Raw genomic sequence first — 17541 nt, 5'->3', positions numbered from 1 at the left:
CTCCGGTCGACTCACGCCTCCTCGTCCGTGTCGGGAACGGCGATGTCATGGCGCGCGAGCAGCCTCCGCAGGTGCGTGCGGTGCATGCCCAGTGCTTCCGCCGTGGCGGTCACGTTGCCTCCGTGCTGGCGCAGGGCGAGTTCGATTCGGGTGCGCTCATCGTCGGGCAGGGGCTTCGCCTTCGAGGGAGCCTTCCGGGGCGGCGCGCGTGGAGCCTCGGACGGCTGAGACAATGCGGGCCCGAAGGCCGCGCCAGCGTCTGGCTTGAGGTGACCTCCCTCGACCCGAGAGGCACCTTTCAGGTGCGCCGAATGTTCGGCGACGCCCAGCTCGGACATCAGCTCTCGGACGTTGCCGGGCCAGGGCCTGCGCAGGCACTCCTCGACCAACGAGACGTGCAGGCTCCTTCCGGGTGACAGCCCCCGCTCGAGCAACAGCGGAATCTCCTCGGGGCGCTGGCGCAGCGGCGGCAGGGAGACATCCGGTCGACCGATGCGGAAGTACAAATCCTCGCGCAGTCGTCCGCTCGCCACCTGCGCGCGCAGGCCCTTGTTGCTGGCGCAGCAGACGTGCAGGTCAATCCGCTGCGCCTTGGACGCGCCCAGGGCAATCACCTCCCGGTTCTCCAGCACTCGCAGGAGCTTGGCCTGAACCGCCAGGTCCAGCTCCACGACCTCGTCGAGGAACAGGGTGCCGCCATCCGCGGACTGGAGGTAGCCCTGCGCATCCACGTCAGCGCCCGAGTACGCCCCCTTCCGAGCACCGAACAACAACCGCTCCGCGAGGCTCTCGGGAATGGCCGCGCAATTGACGGCGATGAAGGGGCCACCGTGCCGGGGAGAGAGGGCGTGGAAGGCACGCGCCACGCCTTCCTTGCCGGTGCCGCTCTCTCCATGGATGTACAGGGAATGGCCGAGACGGGCCTGGGAGACCTCCCTGAGCAGGCCTTGCATCGCGGGCCCTCGCACGAAGCCCTCCACGACTTCGACCCCGTGGGCCTCGAGCGGCCGGACGTCCATGCTGGGAACGAAGAGCGAGTCGCCCATGCGCACCACGCGCTGGACTTCATGGGCAGTCCCCGTGGGAATGGCCGCGCCATCCACGAACGTGCCGTTCTGGCTTCCCAGGTCCGTCACCCAGAAGCGCTGCCCATCGAAGCGGACCTGGGCATGGCGCCGCGACATCTTCGCGTCCTGGACCTCTCCCAGCACGGCGGCGCCTCGTCCCAGCTCCAGCGCACCCTCCTTCAAGCGCAGCGCCACGGCCAGGGCCTTTCCCCCACCAAAGAGTCGCATCAGCCCCGGGACACGGGCCTCAGCGTTCGTGTCCGCGCCAGCAGCTCCCCTGCTCGCGCGCAGCGTCGACCGATCCTGTTCCGTTTCCATGATGACCATCTTATGCCTGTGCCGCGGGCACACGTCAGGCGGTGCCACCGATTGTGCCACCCAGTCCCCTCCTCCGCGGGCCACTGGCTCCTCGCAAGTCTTTGAACTTCCAGGCCAAACAGGAAGTTGTCAAGAATTCGAGGCCCACGCCGTCTCCTGGCATCGCATTCACCAAACACAAACATATGCCCGGATGAAATGAACATGTCTTTGAAGCAAGAATCCCGTCCCTCTGCGTTCGACTCGAGGTCGAGGGTGCTGTATCCGTTGATGCTGTTGCTGGCCCTTGGGCTCAGCGGTTGCTGTGCATTGTTCCCTGGAAGCAAGTCGTGCGTGAAACCCACTCCGCCTGGAGACCCCGACATCAACGAAGGGTTGCCCGTCCGGGACTGCCGCGTGGAGCCCTGTGTGCTCGGAACGGGGGCACAGCCGCTGGATCCCTGGCAATGTCCGACGGGACAACCCAGCTGCCACCCCCCCGAGACGAACGGACTGGGCATCTACATCATCGAGGGCGGCACCTACTGCTTCATGGTGGATGGCATTCCACGCTTCTGTCCCGAAGCCTTCGAGAACGTTCCGGCCTCGGCCGCGTCACCCCACCCCTCTGTCCGATTGATGGGCCGAGACCCCACCAAGCGCGGGGGACAGCTCGGCGAAGCCACCGTGACTGGCGTGCTTCAGAATCCTCAGATTCCCGGCGCCGACGAGGGCGTCCGGATTCACAGCATCCAGGCCACGGGCACCCAGCTCACGGTGAACTACTGTTCCCTGTCCAGCCCCTGCCTGGACAGAGCCACCCAGGTCCACTCCCTGCAGGGCGAGAAGCTCCGCCGGTTGAAGCTCGTGGTGCGGCTTCCACCCGACGACGGCGCTCCCACAGGCCCCTTCGTCCTCGAACTGGCCGTGACGCCCCTCTCGGATGCGTCGGCCCGGGTCCACGGGTACGACGTCCGCTATCGGGAATACGCGACCGGACGCCCTTGGCTGAAGCACTGCACTCCGAGGGGCGCCACCGCCCCCGACAGGGACCCCACGTCGTTCCTGCCGGGGCTGCGCATCAACAGCGTGAACGCAGCCGTCGAGCCCGTCCCCGAGTGGACCACCGTCGGCTGTGCGTCGGGAGCCATCGTCACCTGCCTCGACTGGGGCTACGCCCCCTGGAGCCCCGAAACGGGCGACTACGATGTGCTGCGCGGCCATGTCTTCGGCGCGTGCCTGCAGGCCAAGCGCGCCGCGTACTTCGTCGGCCGTGGAGACCTCTCGAGCTACACCCGGAACGGCACGCGCATCGCCAAGCGCGACGAACTCGGCCTGGGGAGGAACGCGAACAACCACGTCGAGGAGCTTCGTACGCTGGAGGCCCTCTGGAGTCCCCTGGGCGCAGTCTGCCTCAACGCGGAGAATCGCCGGGTCCCCGACATCGACCTGCCCGCGGGACTGTACGATGTACCGCCTTGTCCCAGGTCGCCCACGTGGACATCGACGGGAAAGCTCGCCACGGGGACGGTCAATCCCGCGACGCACTGAAGCCCGCTTCGCGCAGCGCGTCCGCATCCTCCCGCCGGAGCAGGGGCCGGAGTTCCATCGCCCGCGACAGTGACTCGCGGGCCTGACTCAGATGGGCGGCGCGCTCCTCATCCCCACGCGCCAGTCGTGACTGGAGCAATCGCAGCCCTCCACGGACGGCATGGGCCGAAGCCAGCTTCGAATCCAGCCCGAGCGCCAGGTCCACCTGCGCAAGCCCCTCGGAGATGAAGCCCGGTGCCTCGCTCGGTGACACCACTTGCGCCAGACGCCAGCAGGCTCTCGCCAGCACTTCGTGGGATTCGTTGTAGGGATGTATCTCCACCGCCCTCCGGGCCTCGGCATGCGCGTGCTGGAGGTGTCGAAGTCCGGAGAGCCCACTGCGTCGTGCCCAGGCGGCCTCCACGAGCGCCAGACGCGCGCTCAGGACCTGGCAGTCGGCGCAGCTCTTGTCCCCGCGCAGCGCGGCCGCCAGGGCACGCTGGCCCGCCTGGAGCGAGGCGCCGGGGTCCCTGTCTTCGCGCACGGCATGGGTCGCCGAGAGCCAATGTCCCATCGCGAGGAAGAAGTGGCTCCGACCGAAGGTCGGGTTGATACCGAGCGAACGCTCGAACCAATGGGAAGCACGCTCCAGTGGAGCCCGTGCATCCGCCCCCGAGACGACGAGGTGCTCCGCGCGAAGCAGCTCCGAGAGCCCCAGCTTGTTCAGCGCCGAGTGGAAGTTGCCGTTGATGGCGAGCGCGGCCTCTCCCGCCGCGATGGCCTTCTGCACCTCGGGCTCCGGATCGAGCCCCCTCGCGAGGCCGTGCGCCGCCATCGCGTTGTACAGCTCCGCCAGGTTCGAGAACCCGAACACGTATTTCGGGTCGTGCCTCACGGCCAGACGCAGGAGGCGCTCCGCCTCGGCGTAGGAGGCAGACGGGTCCTCTCCGCGCTCGCGCTGGTGAGTCCCTCGCGAATGATGCACCAGCGCCAGGTCATTGAGTCCCCACGGGTATTGAGGCTGGAGTTCGAGGGCCCGTTCCAGTCGGGAGATGGCCTCGCCCCAGGCAGGCTCGGGGTCCTTTTCCTCCCACGCCGCCCGGAGCCCCTGGAAGAAATGGCCGACGCCCAGGATGTCGTGCGCCTGGACGTCCTGGGGGGACAACTCCACCGCGCGAGAGGCGGTGGCGAGGCAGTCGGCGAGGATGGGTTTCGGGTCCAGCCCCTGGCCTGCTGCGTTCGCGGCGCGGTAGCGATTGATGAGGATGAACGCCTTGCGGGTATAGCCCGCCCCGCGAGACGGCGCGGCCTGGAGGCCCTGTTCCGCCGCGGCCAACGCCTTCTCCAGCGATGCGTGGGGAAGCTGCCCCTGGCGCCGGTCCAGCTCCGCCTCCTGCAGCCCCACCTCCGCCAGCGCCTCGTAGCTCCGGGCGTCGCTGCGTCCCAATTCCACGGCGCGCTCATGAAGGCGGCGAGCCTCGCGCAGGCCCGAGCGTGCCGCGTCGTATTCGCCCCGCTCCAGTTGCTCCATGGCTCGCGCGTGCGCCACGTCTCCCGCGAGCTTCCGGGCCTCGTACGACCACGGCGCCTGGGCCTCGGCGAGGGTCGCGGCCCGCGCCGCCGCGTCGTAATCCCGGCGATAGAAGGCAATCAGTCCCTCCAGGTACCGGGGAGACTCCAGCTCCAGCACGCGGCTGCGCTCGAGAGACTGGAGCGCGGGTTGGAGGTACTGCGCCTCGATGATGCGCTGCCGCTCCGCGACCCACGTCGCGTCTCCCCCGCGCCGCGCCTCTTCCATTGCCTGGTGGTAACGCTCGCCGAGGACCCGGCCCAGCGCATGATGGAGCTCTGGCGAATCCAGCCCCAGCCGCCTCGCGCGCGTCAGCGCTTCGTGGGCCTGCTCCAACTCGTGCATCGCCAGATGTCCCCGCCCCAGCGCGTACTGGACGAGCGCGTCCCCTGGCTCCCCCAACGTGTGCCGCCAGGCCGCGATGCGCGCCATGCGCTCGCGCACGAGCTGCTGCTCTCGACCGGTGTCGTGCAAGGGAGTCGTGTAGGCCAGGCGCAGGAACCACTCGATGTCCTTCACCTGCTGGCCCAATTGCTCGGCCATCCGCGCCCGCACCTCCGATTGCAGTCGGGCATGACGCGCATCCAGGCGGGAGGTGACGCCCAGGACCGAGAGGACAAGGATGCTCGCCAGCGACATGACGGAGACGGCCACCAGGGTCCGGTGCTTGCGCGCGCGGCGCCAGAGCCGGGAGAGAAGAGCCGGGCGCTGCCCGAGGATGGGCTCACCGTCGAGGTAGCGTCCCAGGTCCTCGGCCAGGGCTCGCGCAGACGCATAGCGCTGCTCGGGGTCCTTGCTCAGACACTTGAGGACGATGACCTCCAGGTCGCCGGGCAGGTGCGGCACGAGCGAGCGCAGGGACGGCGCATCTTCATGGAGCACCTTGTTGAGGGTGCCGAGGAGCGTCTTGTCCGAGAACGGTGGCACTCCGGCCAGCAGTTCATGGAGGGTGGCACCAAGGCCATAGACATCCGAGCGCCGGTCGATGGCCCGCGTATCTCCACGGGCCTGCTCCGGTGACATGTACGCGGGGGTCCCCATCACCGCGCCGGACCGGGTGAGCCCCTGCGCGAGACCGACCTCGTGCGCCAGGCCGAAGTCCATCACCACCGGGAAGCAGCGCCCATTCTCCAGCCGTCGCACCATGATGTTGCCCGGCTTGAGGTCGCGGTGGATGACGCCGAGATTGTGCGCCTCGTACATCGCGGAGGCGACCTCTCGCATCACCTGGACTTTCTCGGGGAGCGACAGTCCTCCGGCGACCTGGTCGAGCCGCTGCCCCTCGATGAGCTGCATGGCGATGTAGTGACGGCCCTCCGCGTGACCGACCTCGTACACCGCGCACACATTCGGGTGCTCGATTCGCGCCTGCGTTTGGGCCTCTTGGAGGAAGCGCATCACCCGGTCCGGGTCACCGCCCCGCACGAACTTCAGCGCGACGGTGCGACTCAGCCGCCGGTCCCAGGCCTTGTGGACCTCTCCCATGCCGCCGCGGCCAAGCAGCGCCAGCAGCGTGTAATGGCCCACGGAGGAGTCTCCGTGGAGACCGGTCTCCCCCGCACCGGGCGCGAGACTGAGCTCCACGGTGGACCGCGCCGCCTCCGGAACGTCATCCCGGTCATCGTCCATGAATCCCCCATGGCGTCATGATAGCCCATGGCGGTCGCCCAAGACGCAAGGGCCCTGCCATCCGACACGGCGCTGAGGTGTGCCCGGCACCGCTCGGCGCTGTGCCTGCATCATGCCCGCTCGGCCGACTGTTGGGTGAGTTCAGAGGGAGACGCCTCTGGAGACCGCGTCATTCGGCTCGGCACGCCGGGTGCAATCACTCGCATTCGGCGCGGATGCGAGGAACTGTCATCACGACGGACGCATCAAATCCACACATCCACGCCCAAGCCGCCGAGCCGCGAGGCCTGCTCCGGCAAACACATCCACGCGCCTCGAAGTACCCCCACAGCCAGAAACCGACCCCATGACCCATCACATGAAGACCCTCGTTGCTTCAGCGCTGGTGCTCACCAGCGTCGCAGGTACCGCCAACGCCCGCACCGTGGCCGGGTGGCATGGCAAGCCGCAGATCCACGCGGACGGCGCTTGCACGGGCGAGTCGTGGACCACGCTGACCAACAACTGCTCCTGGACGATCACGGTGTTCTATCCGCTCATGGTCGACGGCTCCGGTAACTACCGGGTCACCGTGAACGCCTACGGCGCGACCCCCGCCAACAACGTCGGCTGCCGGTTCTTCGGCCTCACCAAGGATGCGACGGGCATTTACCAGGTGCCCCTCGGCTATCTCCCGGGCTTCGGCGCCAACCGGGACATCGTGCTCGGCCCCGTGTTCGTCCCCGCTGGCGGAACGCTGAACCTCGCCTGCGACCTCAGCCCGGGCGCGCGCGTGAACAGCGTGAACTGGTACCAGTAGTCCCATCGAGCCGCCGCTCCCGGATACCCACGGAGCGGCGGCTCCACCCACCGAGGTCCTGACCATGAAGCCCCGACTGCTCCTGACAGGAGGCGCCCTCGCCTGCACGTGCATCACCGTGCCGTACGCCCTTCAGGTACAAATCAGGGATGAGCTCGTTCAGCTCGCCTCCCGAGTCGAGCATCTCCAATCCGAGCAGCAGGAGCGCGCCTCCGCTCCCGATGCCACGTCGCCCAGCCTCCCCCGAGTTGCCCGCGTCGAGGCCGCCGCCCCGGCGCCGAGCCCCCCCGTGCTTGCGGCCCCACCCGAGCCCTCGCCCCCGAAACCCGAGGCTGTGGTGACGCAGGCTCCGCCCGCTGTTTCCACGGAGCAGGTGAGCCAGCGCATGGAAATATACTTCGGAAGCGAGCCTTTCGACCCTGGCTGGGCACGGAGCGCCGAGCAACAAGCGAAGGATGGCGTGAGCGCCGCACTGCCAGACGCCTCACACCTCAGGTCCATCGAGTGCCGGACCCGCCTGTGCCGCATCGAGACGGAACACGCAGACAGCGAGCAGTCGCTCAGCTTCATGCAGAAGGCCTTCATGTCCGTGGAGCGACAGGTCTGGAACGGGGCCTTCGTGTCGGTGCGCGGTGAGCCCTCGGTCAACGGCAAGATCAGCACCGTCACCTACCTGGCGCGAGAAGGCGTGGACCTTCCCATGGAGGAACTGTTCGCTCCGGGCGACGAGGACGCCCAGGCCCTCCAGTAACCACTGCGGCGGGGGCCTCCTGTTCCTGGAGTGCTGACGTTCGACGCCGGGCTCACCCAAGGCGGTCAAGCTGCGCTTGCTGGCTTTGACCCGGGGGGCCTCACGAGGACACCTGAACCCAACACGTTCGCCACTGGGCGCAACGCGTCAGGAGCGCAGGGCTTGACCCAAACCCTGGGCCCACAGTTGGATTGGAGGGCGACGACTGCAACAGGTTCCGCATCCCCAAAGACAACCCACGGAGAACGACCCGTTCCCCTGGGATTGAAAACTCACGACGGATGACTTCGCCCATGCGGGAATCCCAGCCACCGCGCCTTCCGACCATCAGTCCCATCGTTGCCCGCTCACTCCTCCTGGCGATGCTCGTGATGACCGCCAGCATGTCATCGTCCTGCTCCACGCAGGACGGGGGCGCCGGGAGCATGGCGCCGTGGCGCGAAGGGATGACGACGGAAGACGAAGAGTCCGAGTCCTGCGGCGAGTGTGATGGAGGCACCGACGCGGGTGACGCGGGTGACGCGGGTGACGCCGGAGACGCGGGCTGTCCTCCGCCCGAGCAGGACTTCACCGAGACGCCCACGTGCGAAGACGACGCGGGGGTGGACGCAGGCGCGGATGCGGGCTCGGACGGAGGTGGCGGCGGCGGTGGTGGTGGTTCAGACGCGGGTTCGGACGGCGGGCGCGACGCGGGGAGCAGCCCCGGCGCGGACGCAGGCGCCGATGCGGGGACCGACGCGGGCGCGAGCCTGGCAGAAGCGTCGGTGGTGCAAGCCTCCTTCGAGCCCCAGGCCACTCCTGCTCCGACTCCCGTCCTGAACCCCACGCCGACCACGGCCGCAGACCGGACGAATGGCGCGGAGCGGTCCCGGATGCGCGCGCGCTGTGGCATCTGCGAGCTCCGGCCCCGAGGGCCCATCGACCCGAACAAGGTGCCCTACATCTCCGTGCATGGCATCGGCGCCGGCCCCGAGGTGATGGACCCGGCCATCAACCACTTCCCGTCCAATGCGCAGGTCTACGACTTCTTCTACCCAGACAACCGGCACCCCATGGAGACGGCGGACTGCCTGCGCAACGCCATCATCCAGGCGCGAGGAGCGCACTCGGGGACGACCGTCCAGGTGGTGGCGCATTCACTGGGCGCCATCATCGCGACGGGCGCGGACCACTCGCTCGTGGACCCGGAGTGGATGCCGACGGAGGTCCCCACCAACTGCGGGTTCATGAAGAAGGTGCGCGGCAGGCATCGCAACGGCTTCGTGCTCGAGCCCCCGCCCAACCCCAATCAGCTCGACCTCCGGATGACCCTCATCGACCCCGTCTTCCAGGGCTTCACCGATGCTCCGCTGTTCATCTCCGACTGCGTGCCCGGCCCCGGAGACCTCACGGCGGGCAGCGCGCTCATGCAGACGCTGAACACCCGGCCCACCTTCTCCAGACAGCGCAGGGTGTTCTATGCCAACCGCGCGAACGACGACACGGCCCGGGACCTCACCGAGTTCGATGACGCGGACCTGGAGTTGATCTGCAAGGCGCTCCGGGGAGAGACCGTCCGCACCCGGAAGTTCGGCCTCGTCAACGCGTGGAACGCGGTCAAGAACCTGCGAGTCGGCCCCGGAGGGAAGAAGCTCAAGGACGCCCTGGGCTGTGGCCCCTGCTCCGCGGCGCGCATCAAGCAGCTCGCGGGACAGGCAGCCCCCCGGCTGCCGGGCGACCACACCGAAGTCATCGACGTCATCCCCTTCTGACCTCCCCATCGCCAACGCATTTTCTGCGAGGCATGGCGTCGCAGGGCGCAAACCATTCGCCCATCGAAGCCGCCGCCCCCTGCCTCTCCGCCTCGGCAAGAACCTTCGCGCCGCAACGCAAGCATTGCCGCGTTGCACCCACCTATCGCAAATCATTGCCTCAAACACTATCGCCCTGGTAACAAGCAGCCAACTCGACATCCCCCAGAGGGCTGCCCCATGAAAGCCATTCAGTCGCTCCTCACAGGAACACTCCTTTTCCTGGCACTGGGTATCTCCGGCTGCAGCACCAAAGCCGAGGCGGAGCAGGAGCCGGCTCAGGCGAGCAGCAAGGCAAGTCTCGACCACTGCCAGTGCGGCGGTGGCTATCGGGCCGGTGCCCCCTGCACCGACCACTCGGACTGCGCCTCCAACTACTGCGCCAACAACGGCACCACCCGAGTCTGTGGCATCGAAATCGAACCCGAGGAAACCTACTGTGGGTTCAGCGCCACGGGCACCGATGGCAATGCCTATGTCTGTTGTGAGGGTGGATGGGTCCAGGGAACCACCTGTCCGGTCATCGACTGCACCTGCTACAACGGATGGAAGCCGGGCCTCCCGTGCTCACACCACTCGCAATGCCCGTCAGACTATTGCGCCACCAACGGCGCCTACAGTGTCTGTGGCATCGCGATCGACCCGGAGGAGACCTTCTGCGGCTACAGCGCACAGGGCACGGACATGGAAACCTACGTTTGCTGCCCCAACGGCTGGGTGCTGGGAACCATCTGCGGGTGATTCATCCGGAGTGAATCCAGGGCCTGTCCGAATCAGGGCTGGGTTCGCCCTATATCCCGTCCACCGTACGCGTTCAGGGGGCCCGAACCGGGCCCTCGACCTCCTGAACGGAGCCGATGGCATGCGGGAACAGGGACAGAACGACGGGGCGCGGGACTTCGACTTCCTCATGGGACGCTGGCGGGTCCACAACCGCCGCCTCAAGGAGCGACTGAAGGGGTGCACGGAGTGGCTGCCGTTCGAGGCCACCGCCGAAGAGCATCCGCTGCCCGGCGGACTCGGCAATCAGGAGACGTATCGAAGCGAGTTCTGGCCCGGCTTCGTGGGCCTGGCGACCCGGGTCTACAACCCGGCGACGAAGCAATGGTCCATCTCCTGGGTGGACAACCGCAACCACACCATCGACCCGCCCGTGCTGGGCGGCTTCGTGGGCGAGGTGGGCCTGTTCGAAACGAACGACACCTTCGAGGGCCGCCCCATCCGCGTCCGCTTCACCTGGACCCGGATGGGCCAGGACACCGCGCGCTGGGAACAGGCGTTCTCGCCCGACGCGGGGCTGAGCTGGGAGACCAACTGGGTGATGGAGTTCACCCGCTCGAAGGAAGGCCCATAATCTAGGATTACAAGAAAAACAGCATCATCTTGGACGAGCCGATTTCCCTGGCCTCTGGGTGGAGGACCGGGGGAATGCTCCGCGGGCCGTCGCGATGTCTCGCCTGGAGTCTCCAGCGGGCAGCGCCCTCCCCCCGCAGTCAGAGTACGAGCCCCCATGTTCAAGCAGGTCGCAGTCCTCGCCGTGACGTGTAGCGCATTGATGGTCGGCTGTGGTTCCGACGCGCAGACCGAGCAGGAGGAGACCACCTCCAATCTCATCGAGGCTGGCTTTCCGGCCAATGACATCCAGGTGGTGGACGGCGCCGTGCTCGTCGGCCGCGATGGTCTGGTGTCGCTCGCGGCCTCCCGCGAGATGCTCCAGGCGCCCGAGGGGAGCCACGAGCAGTACCGCTCGGTCAACATCGCGGGTCCTGGCGTGACGAAGATCTGCGTCACCCCCACCGTCTGGTTCGAAGGCTACCCCCTGATGAGCCAGGGGCTCGACCTGGCCCTCGCCAACTACAATGCGCTGGGGCTCCGAATCACCTTCGCGCGCGGGCCGACGACCGGCTGCACCGCGAACATCATCGCGAAGCACAACATGCTCTCCGACGGCCGGAGCATCGCGGCGTTCCCCGCCAATGGGCTTCCGGGGTGGATCGTCGACATCAACATCGGGGTGAACGCCTACCCGCTCAACGTCAGCGAGCAGATCATCACCCATGAGCTGGGCCATGCCCTCGGCCTGCGCCACTCGGATTACTACAACACCAGCATCAGCTGCGGCCGCCCCTACCCCGACCCCGAGTCGGACCCGGAGAACGTGGGCGCCGTCCACATCCCGGGGACGCCGACCGCCGCCACCCCGGGCGGCTCGGTCATGAACTCCTGCCCCTCCCTCTCGGATTCGGGCAACTTCACCAGCGGCGACATCGCCGCGCTGACGTACCTCTACGGCTGGTAGGCGGAAGCCTCACCCGCCGCCCGTGAACACCTCACGGGATGGCCAGGACACGGGACGGGCAGTGACACCCCACTGTCCGTTCCCGTGCCCGCCCTCTGTCTGAACGCCCCCCGTCAGGCGCCATCATCCGCACCAGGAGCGCGGGGCGCGGTGGACCTCGGTGGGTCTTCCGCCCGCGCGAGCGTGCCCGGTTGAACCAGGGCTCGCGTGTCGAGCCGTATGGGTATGAGAAGATGGCCTCGCCCTCCGCGCGGACATGCTTCACCTCGGCTCAACCTCATGAAAACACTGGGACGTGCTGGCGCGTCGTGGCTCTGCATCCTGCTCGTCATCGTCGGCGGATGTGGGGAGTCTCCCTCCGACGGCGAGCCACCGCTCGGCACCGCGCGCGCATCGCTGAAGGTGCAGGCTCCCGAGCTCGTCCGGGACCTGCGCACGGTGCTCGTGGCCAATGAGGGCAGCGCCCCGGCGGAGCTGGCCGCGCTCGGCGACGTGCTCCTCTTCGCCGCGAAGGAGGCCAGCAGCGGGCGGGAGCTGTGGCGCAGCGACGGCACCCCCGAGGGGACCTGGCTCGTCCGGGACATCAACCCCGGGCCCCAGGACTCCAGCCCCATGCACCTCACCGTCGTCGGCGGGGTGGCGTACTTCTTCGCCAATGACGGCAGCCGGGGCTCGGAGCTGTGGAAGAGCGATGGGACGGCCGAGGGCACGGTGCTCGTCAAGGACATCAGCCCGGGCTCCGGCTCGGCCTCCGTGCAGCGCGTGACGCGGTTCCAGGGCCAGCTCTACCTCAGCCTCCTCGGCACTCCGGAGGGGACCAGCAGGCTGTGGAAGAGCGACGGCACCCCCGAGGGGACTGTTTCCATCGAGTCCCATCCCTCGGGCCCCACGTTCCAGGCGCCCACGGAGTTCGCCGTCGCGGGCTCCCTGCTCTACTTCATCTCCCCCGCCACGCCCCTGTCCGACGAGGTGTGGCGCACCGATGGGACACGCGAGGGCACGGTGCGCCTGCGCTCCGGCATGTCCGGCAACCAGCGCGTCTACGCGAGCACCCTGACCCCCGTGGGCGACCGCATCTACTTCATCGGCTCCGACCCGACCTCGGCACCGAAGACCCTCTGGACGAGTGATGGGACGCTGGAGGGCACGCGCCCCATCCCTTTCGACTCCACCACCGGCCCCCTGCATGGGCGGATGGTGGGGATGGCGGGGATGCTCTACTTCGTGGCGGAGACCCGGATGTGGAATGGCCTCTCCGGCTACGAGCTGCACCGGTTCAATGGAACGTGGGTCTCGCTGGTCGAGGACATCCACCCGTCCGGCAGCAGCTGGCCGGAGGGTCTGGTGGTCATCGGCGACACGCTCTATTTCAGCGCGAGCCAGGGTGGGGACCAGGAGCTCTGGAAGACCGAGAGCACCTCCCTGGGGGCGCAGCGGGTCAAGGACATCCGGCTCGGCGGGCAGTCCTCCCTGCCCCAGAACCTCACCGCCGTGGGCCCGTTGCTCTACTTCACGGCCCAGGGGGACTGGGGTGGCCGCGAGGTCTGGAAGAGCGATGGGACCGCCGCGGGCACCGTCATGGTCAAGAGCATCCGTCCACAGGCCGTCCCCGCGGGCTCAGAGCCCGCGAACCTGACAGCCGTGGGCCATCGGCTCTTCTTCTCCGCCAATGACGGCGTCACCGGCCTCGAGCCCTGGACGAGCGACGGGACGAGCGCGGGCACCCGCCGGGTCCGCGACATCCTCTCGGGCTCCACGGACTCCACCCCCGAGGTGCTCACGCCCTACCAGGGCAAGCTCTGGTTCGTCGCCGACACGGACACCCTGGGCCGTGAGCCCTGGATGAGTGACGGCACCTCCGCCGGCACCGTCGCCCTGGACCTGTATCCCGGAGGCTGGGGTTCGTCGCCCTCGTGGCTGCTCGAGATGAACGGCGCCCTCTTCTTCGACGCGGAGTCCACCACCCTCGGTCGGGAGCCGTGGAGGACGGAGGGGACCTTGGAGAGCACCCGGCTGCTCAAGGACCTCCGCACCGCGCCCTACTACTCCAGCGGCCCCCACGACGCGCAGGTCGTCGCGGGCCGGCTCCACTTCACCGCCGACGACGGCTCCACGGGCTATGACCCCTGGGTCTCGGACGGCACGGCCGAGGGGACGCGCCTGCTCAAGGACCTGTGGCAGGGGTCGCCCTACAACTCGATGAGCAAGGGGTACGTGGAGTTCAAGGGCCTGGGCTACTTCGCGGCGACGACGGGCGCGGGCACGGTGCTGTGGCGCACCGATGGGACGACGGCGGGCACCGTCACGGTCAGCAACACCCGCGCCGACTTCGCCACGGGCTCCGCCGTCCTGCCGGACTTCTTCCTCTTCCCGGGAGGGGCCACTTCCAGCAACAACATCGAGCTGTGGCGCAGCAACGGCACGGCGGCGGGCACCGTCCTGGTTCGGGACATCCACCCGACCGATAGCAGTTGGCCCTCGGACTTCGCGATGCGTCGGGGCGTGCTCTACTTCAGCGCCGCGGAGGCCTACAATCAGCGCGGCCTGTGGCGCAGCGATGGAACCACCGCGGGCACGTTGCGAGTGAAGGGCTTCGAGGACTCGCGCTTCAACTTCAACCCCCGGCACCTGGCGCCGCTCAACGACGTGGTGCTGTTCCAGGCCACGGATTTGGAGGGCGGCGCCGAGCTGTGGCGCAGCGATGGAACCACCGCGGGCACCTGGCGCGTGAAGGACATCAACCCCGGGCCCGTGGGCAGCATGGCGGCGACGCCCATGCTCGCGCTGCCCGATGAAGGGCTGGTCATCTTCACCGCCTCGGATGGGGTGACGGGCATGGAGCCCTGGGTGTCGGACGGCACCGAGGCGGGCACCCAGCGCATCGCGGACCTGGCGCCGGGGCCCTACTCCTCGAACCCGAAGCTGTTCACCCGCGCGGGGGACCGCATCTACTTCTCGGCGAGCGACGGAGTGACGGGCCGGGAGCTGTGGCGGATGAGGTTCGACGCCGTGCCGGATGTGACGCCGCCCGTGGTGACGTGCCCCGCGAGCCTCACCGTGGAGGCGACGAGCGCCTCGGGCGCCCCGGTAACGTACGCCGCGGCCCGCGCCACGGATGAGATTCCTGGAGGCGTCATGCTGTCCTACAGCCAGGCCTCCGGGACGCTGTTCTCGCTGGGGGCGACGGCCATCACCGTGACGGCGAGAGATTTGGCGGGCAACGTGGCCACCTGCGGCTTCTCGGTCACGGTGCGGGACAGCACGCCGCCGAAGCTGACCTGTCCGGGTCCCTCCATCGTGGCCGAGGCCACCAGCGCGGCGGGTGCCCAGGTGAGCTTCCCCGCGGCCACGGCCACCGACGCGGTGACCTCCGGGCTCGTCGTGACGGCGAGCCATGCCACCGGCTCGGTGTTCCCGCTCGGCTCGACGAGCGTCACCTTCACCGCGAAGGACGAGGCGGGGAACACCGGCGCGTGCTCCTTCTCCGTGGTGGTGCGAGACACCACCCGTCCGACCATCACCTGCCCGGGGCCGGTCATCTACGCCGAAGCCACCTCGGCCTCCGGCGCGGTGGTCCACTACCCGCCCGCCACGGCGACCGACGCGGTGACGGGCAGCCCGCTGGTGCTCTACACCCACGCATCGGACGCGGCGTTCCCGCTGGCCCGGACGACCGTCACGGCGATGGCGCGAGACGCCACGGGGAACTCCTCCTCCTGCACCTTCGACGTGCTCGTCCGCGATACCACGCCGCCCTCGGTGGTCTGTCCCGCCGACCTCCTCGTCGAGGCCACGAGCCCCGAGGGGGCGCACGTCAGCTACGCGCCCGCCACCGCGATGGACGCGGTGACGAAGGTCCTGACGCTGTCGTACAGCCAGGCATCGCAGACCGTGTTCCCCGTGGGCCCCACCACCGTCAACGTCTCCACGCGCGACGGGGCGGGGAACGTGGGCTCGTGTTCCTTCTCCGTGCAGGTGCGAGACACCACCGCGCCGGTGCTCACCTGCCCGGCGGACATCACCGTGGAGGCCACGGAAGCAGCGGGCGCCGTCGTCACCTTCCCGCCAGCCACCGCGGCGGATGGCGTGAGCACGGCGCTCGAGGTCTCCAGCAGCCACGCCTCGGGTGAGCTGTTCGCGCTGGGCGTGACGACCGTCACGGTGACGGCGGCGGATGAGGCTGGCAACACGGCCTCCTGCTCGTTCTCCGTGACGGTCCGCGACACCACCGCGCCGGCGCTCACGTGCCCGGCGGACATCGTCACGGAAGCCACGCAGGCGACGGGGGCTGTCGTCACCTTCCCGCCGGTCTCCGCCTCCGACGCGGTGAGCACGACGTTCGAGGTCTCCAGCAGCCACGCCTCGGGTGAGCTGTTCGCGCTGGGCGTGACGGCGGTGACGGTGAGCGCGACGGATGAAGCTGGCAACACGGCCTCCTGCGCGTTCTTGGTGACGGTCCGCGACACCACCGCGCCGGTGCTCACCTGCCCGGCGAACCTCCTCACGGAGGCCACGGAAGCAGCGGGCGCCGTCGTCACCTTCCCGCCGGTCTCCACTTCCGATGCGGTGAGCACGACGTTCGAGGTCTCCAGCAGCCACACCTCGAGTGAGCTGTTCGCGCTGGGGACGACGACCGTGACGGTGACCGCGACGGACGCGGCCGGCAACACGGGCTCCTGCTCGTTCTTGGTGACGGTCCGCGACACCACCGCGCCAGTGCTCTCGTGCCCGGGAGACATCACGGTCGAAGCCACGCAGGCTTCGGGTGCCGTCGTCACCTTCCCCCCCGTCTCCGCCGCCGACGCGGTGAGCACGGCGCTCGAGGTCTCCAGCAGCCACGCCTCAGGAGGACTGTTCGCGCTGGGAACGACGACCGTCACCACGAGCGCGACCGACGCGGCCGGAAACAAGGCCGTGTGTGCCTTCTCCGTGAACGTGGTGGACACGACGCCGCCGACCCTCGTGTGCCCTGGCGCGATGAGCGTCGAGGCCACGAGCGCCTCGGGCACGCAGGTCGAGGCACTGCCAACCGCCACCGCGATGGACGCCGTGAGCGCATCGCCGCGGCTGGTCTACAGCCATGAGGCAGGGACCCGCTTCCCGCTGGGCGACACCACCCTCACCGTCGTGGCCCGGGACGGCGCGAACAACACAGCCTCGTGCCAGTTCATCCTCACCGTGAAGGATACGCAGGCCCCGTCCGTGCGCTGCCCGGAGGACCTCTCGGCGGAGGCCCAGGATGCACGGGGCGCGGCCGTCACCTTCCACTGGGACGCCCCGGTGGACACCGTCACCCAGGAGCCCAGCCTCACGCCGAGCGTGGCCTCGGGGTCGACGTTCCCCCTCGGGACGACCTCCGTCACGCTGACCACGCGGGACGAGGCGGGAAACACCGCCGCCTGCGCGTTCTCCATCACCGTGCGAGACACCGCTCCACCGACGCTCGTCTGCCCCGCGGCGGTCGAGGTCTCCACTCCCGACGCCTCGGGCCAGTCCGTCACCTATCCGGCGGCCCAGGTCCATGACGCGGTGACGGGCGCGCCCCAGGTCACCTACAGCCACGCTTCAGGGAGCCGCTTCCCGCTCGGCACCACCGCGGTCCGGGTCACCGCGAAGGACGAGGCCGGGCTGTCGTCCGAGTGCACCTTCCCCGTCACGGTGAACCCGGTCTCCGAGCCCGCCCCCGTCCCGTCGAGGCCCGAGAGTCATGGGTGTGCGGCGGGACCGGGGAGCTCCGGCGGACTGACGTGGATGATGCTCATGATGAGCACCGCTGGGTGGTGGCGGCGGCGCTCCCGCCGATAGGCGC

General features: G+C 68.8%; 10 protein-coding genes. 8 read left to right on the top strand and 2 right to left on the bottom strand.

The features are described 5' to 3' along the window. Positions 1-11: 11 nt before the first annotated feature. Positions 12-1262: a sigma 54-interacting transcriptional regulator gene (locus LXT21_RS20135; protein WP_254039762.1), complete on the bottom strand. Its 1251-nt coding sequence runs from the start codon at positions 1260-1262 to the stop codon at positions 12-14. A gap of 456 nt (positions 1263-1718) precedes the next feature. Between LXT21_RS20135 and LXT21_RS20130 the strand changes: the two genes are divergently transcribed. After that, positions 1719-2915 (top strand): ADYC domain-containing protein, encoded by a 1197-nt coding sequence (locus LXT21_RS20130; RefSeq protein ID WP_254039761.1) that lies wholly within the window; start codon positions 1719-1721, stop codon positions 2913-2915. Here LXT21_RS20130 and LXT21_RS45205 read toward each other — a convergent pair. Next, positions 2896-6093, bottom strand: coding sequence for a protein kinase domain-containing protein (locus LXT21_RS45205; RefSeq protein ID WP_267145416.1), 3198 nt, complete (start codon positions 6091-6093; stop codon positions 2896-2898). The genes LXT21_RS20130 and LXT21_RS45205 overlap by 20 nt on opposite strands. Positions 6094-6451: 358 nt before the next feature. On the opposite strand from LXT21_RS45205, the gene LXT21_RS20115 reads away from it, so the two are divergent. The 7 genes from LXT21_RS20115 (at position 6452) to LXT21_RS20085 (ending at position 17537) form a co-directional block, all read left to right on the top strand. Then, the gene (locus LXT21_RS20115; RefSeq protein WP_254039760.1) at positions 6452-6892 is read left to right on the top strand and encodes a hypothetical protein; all 441 of its coding nucleotides are present in this window, start codon (positions 6452-6454) and stop codon (positions 6890-6892) included. A gap of 460 nt (positions 6893-7352) precedes the next feature. Continuing rightward, on the top strand, positions 7353-7643 hold the full coding sequence (locus LXT21_RS20110; protein ID WP_254039759.1) for a hypothetical protein: 291 nt from the start codon (positions 7353-7355) through the stop codon (positions 7641-7643). Between the two features lie 446 nt (positions 7644-8089). Further along, positions 8090-9394 (top strand): esterase/lipase family protein, encoded by a 1305-nt coding sequence (locus LXT21_RS20105; RefSeq protein WP_254039758.1) that lies wholly within the window; start codon positions 8090-8092, stop codon positions 9392-9394. A 219-nt stretch (positions 9395-9613) separates the two neighbouring features. Continuing rightward, on the top strand, positions 9614-10174 hold the full coding sequence (locus LXT21_RS20100) for a hypothetical protein (RefSeq protein ID WP_254039757.1): 561 nt from the start codon (positions 9614-9616) through the stop codon (positions 10172-10174). Between the two features lie 121 nt (positions 10175-10295). After that, the gene (locus LXT21_RS20095) at positions 10296-10787 is read left to right on the top strand and encodes a hypothetical protein (protein ID WP_254039756.1); all 492 of its coding nucleotides are present in this window, start codon (positions 10296-10298) and stop codon (positions 10785-10787) included. Between the two features lie 156 nt (positions 10788-10943). Further along, on the top strand, positions 10944-11732 hold the full coding sequence (locus LXT21_RS20090; protein WP_254039755.1) for a M57 family metalloprotease: 789 nt from the start codon (positions 10944-10946) through the stop codon (positions 11730-11732). Between the two features lie 279 nt (positions 11733-12011). Next, on the top strand, positions 12012-17537 hold the full coding sequence (locus LXT21_RS20085) for an ELWxxDGT repeat protein (RefSeq protein WP_254039754.1): 5526 nt from the start codon (positions 12012-12014) through the stop codon (positions 17535-17537). The last annotated feature ends 4 nt before the right edge of the window (positions 17538-17541 follow it).

Source organism: Myxococcus guangdongensis (genome assembly GCF_024198255.1).
GTDB classification, from domain to species: Bacteria; Myxococcota; Myxococcia; order Myxococcales; family Myxococcaceae; genus Myxococcus; species Myxococcus guangdongensis.
The sequence above is the reverse complement of the archived record's forward strand: the minus strand, read 5'-3'. Positions and strand labels throughout refer to the sequence as shown.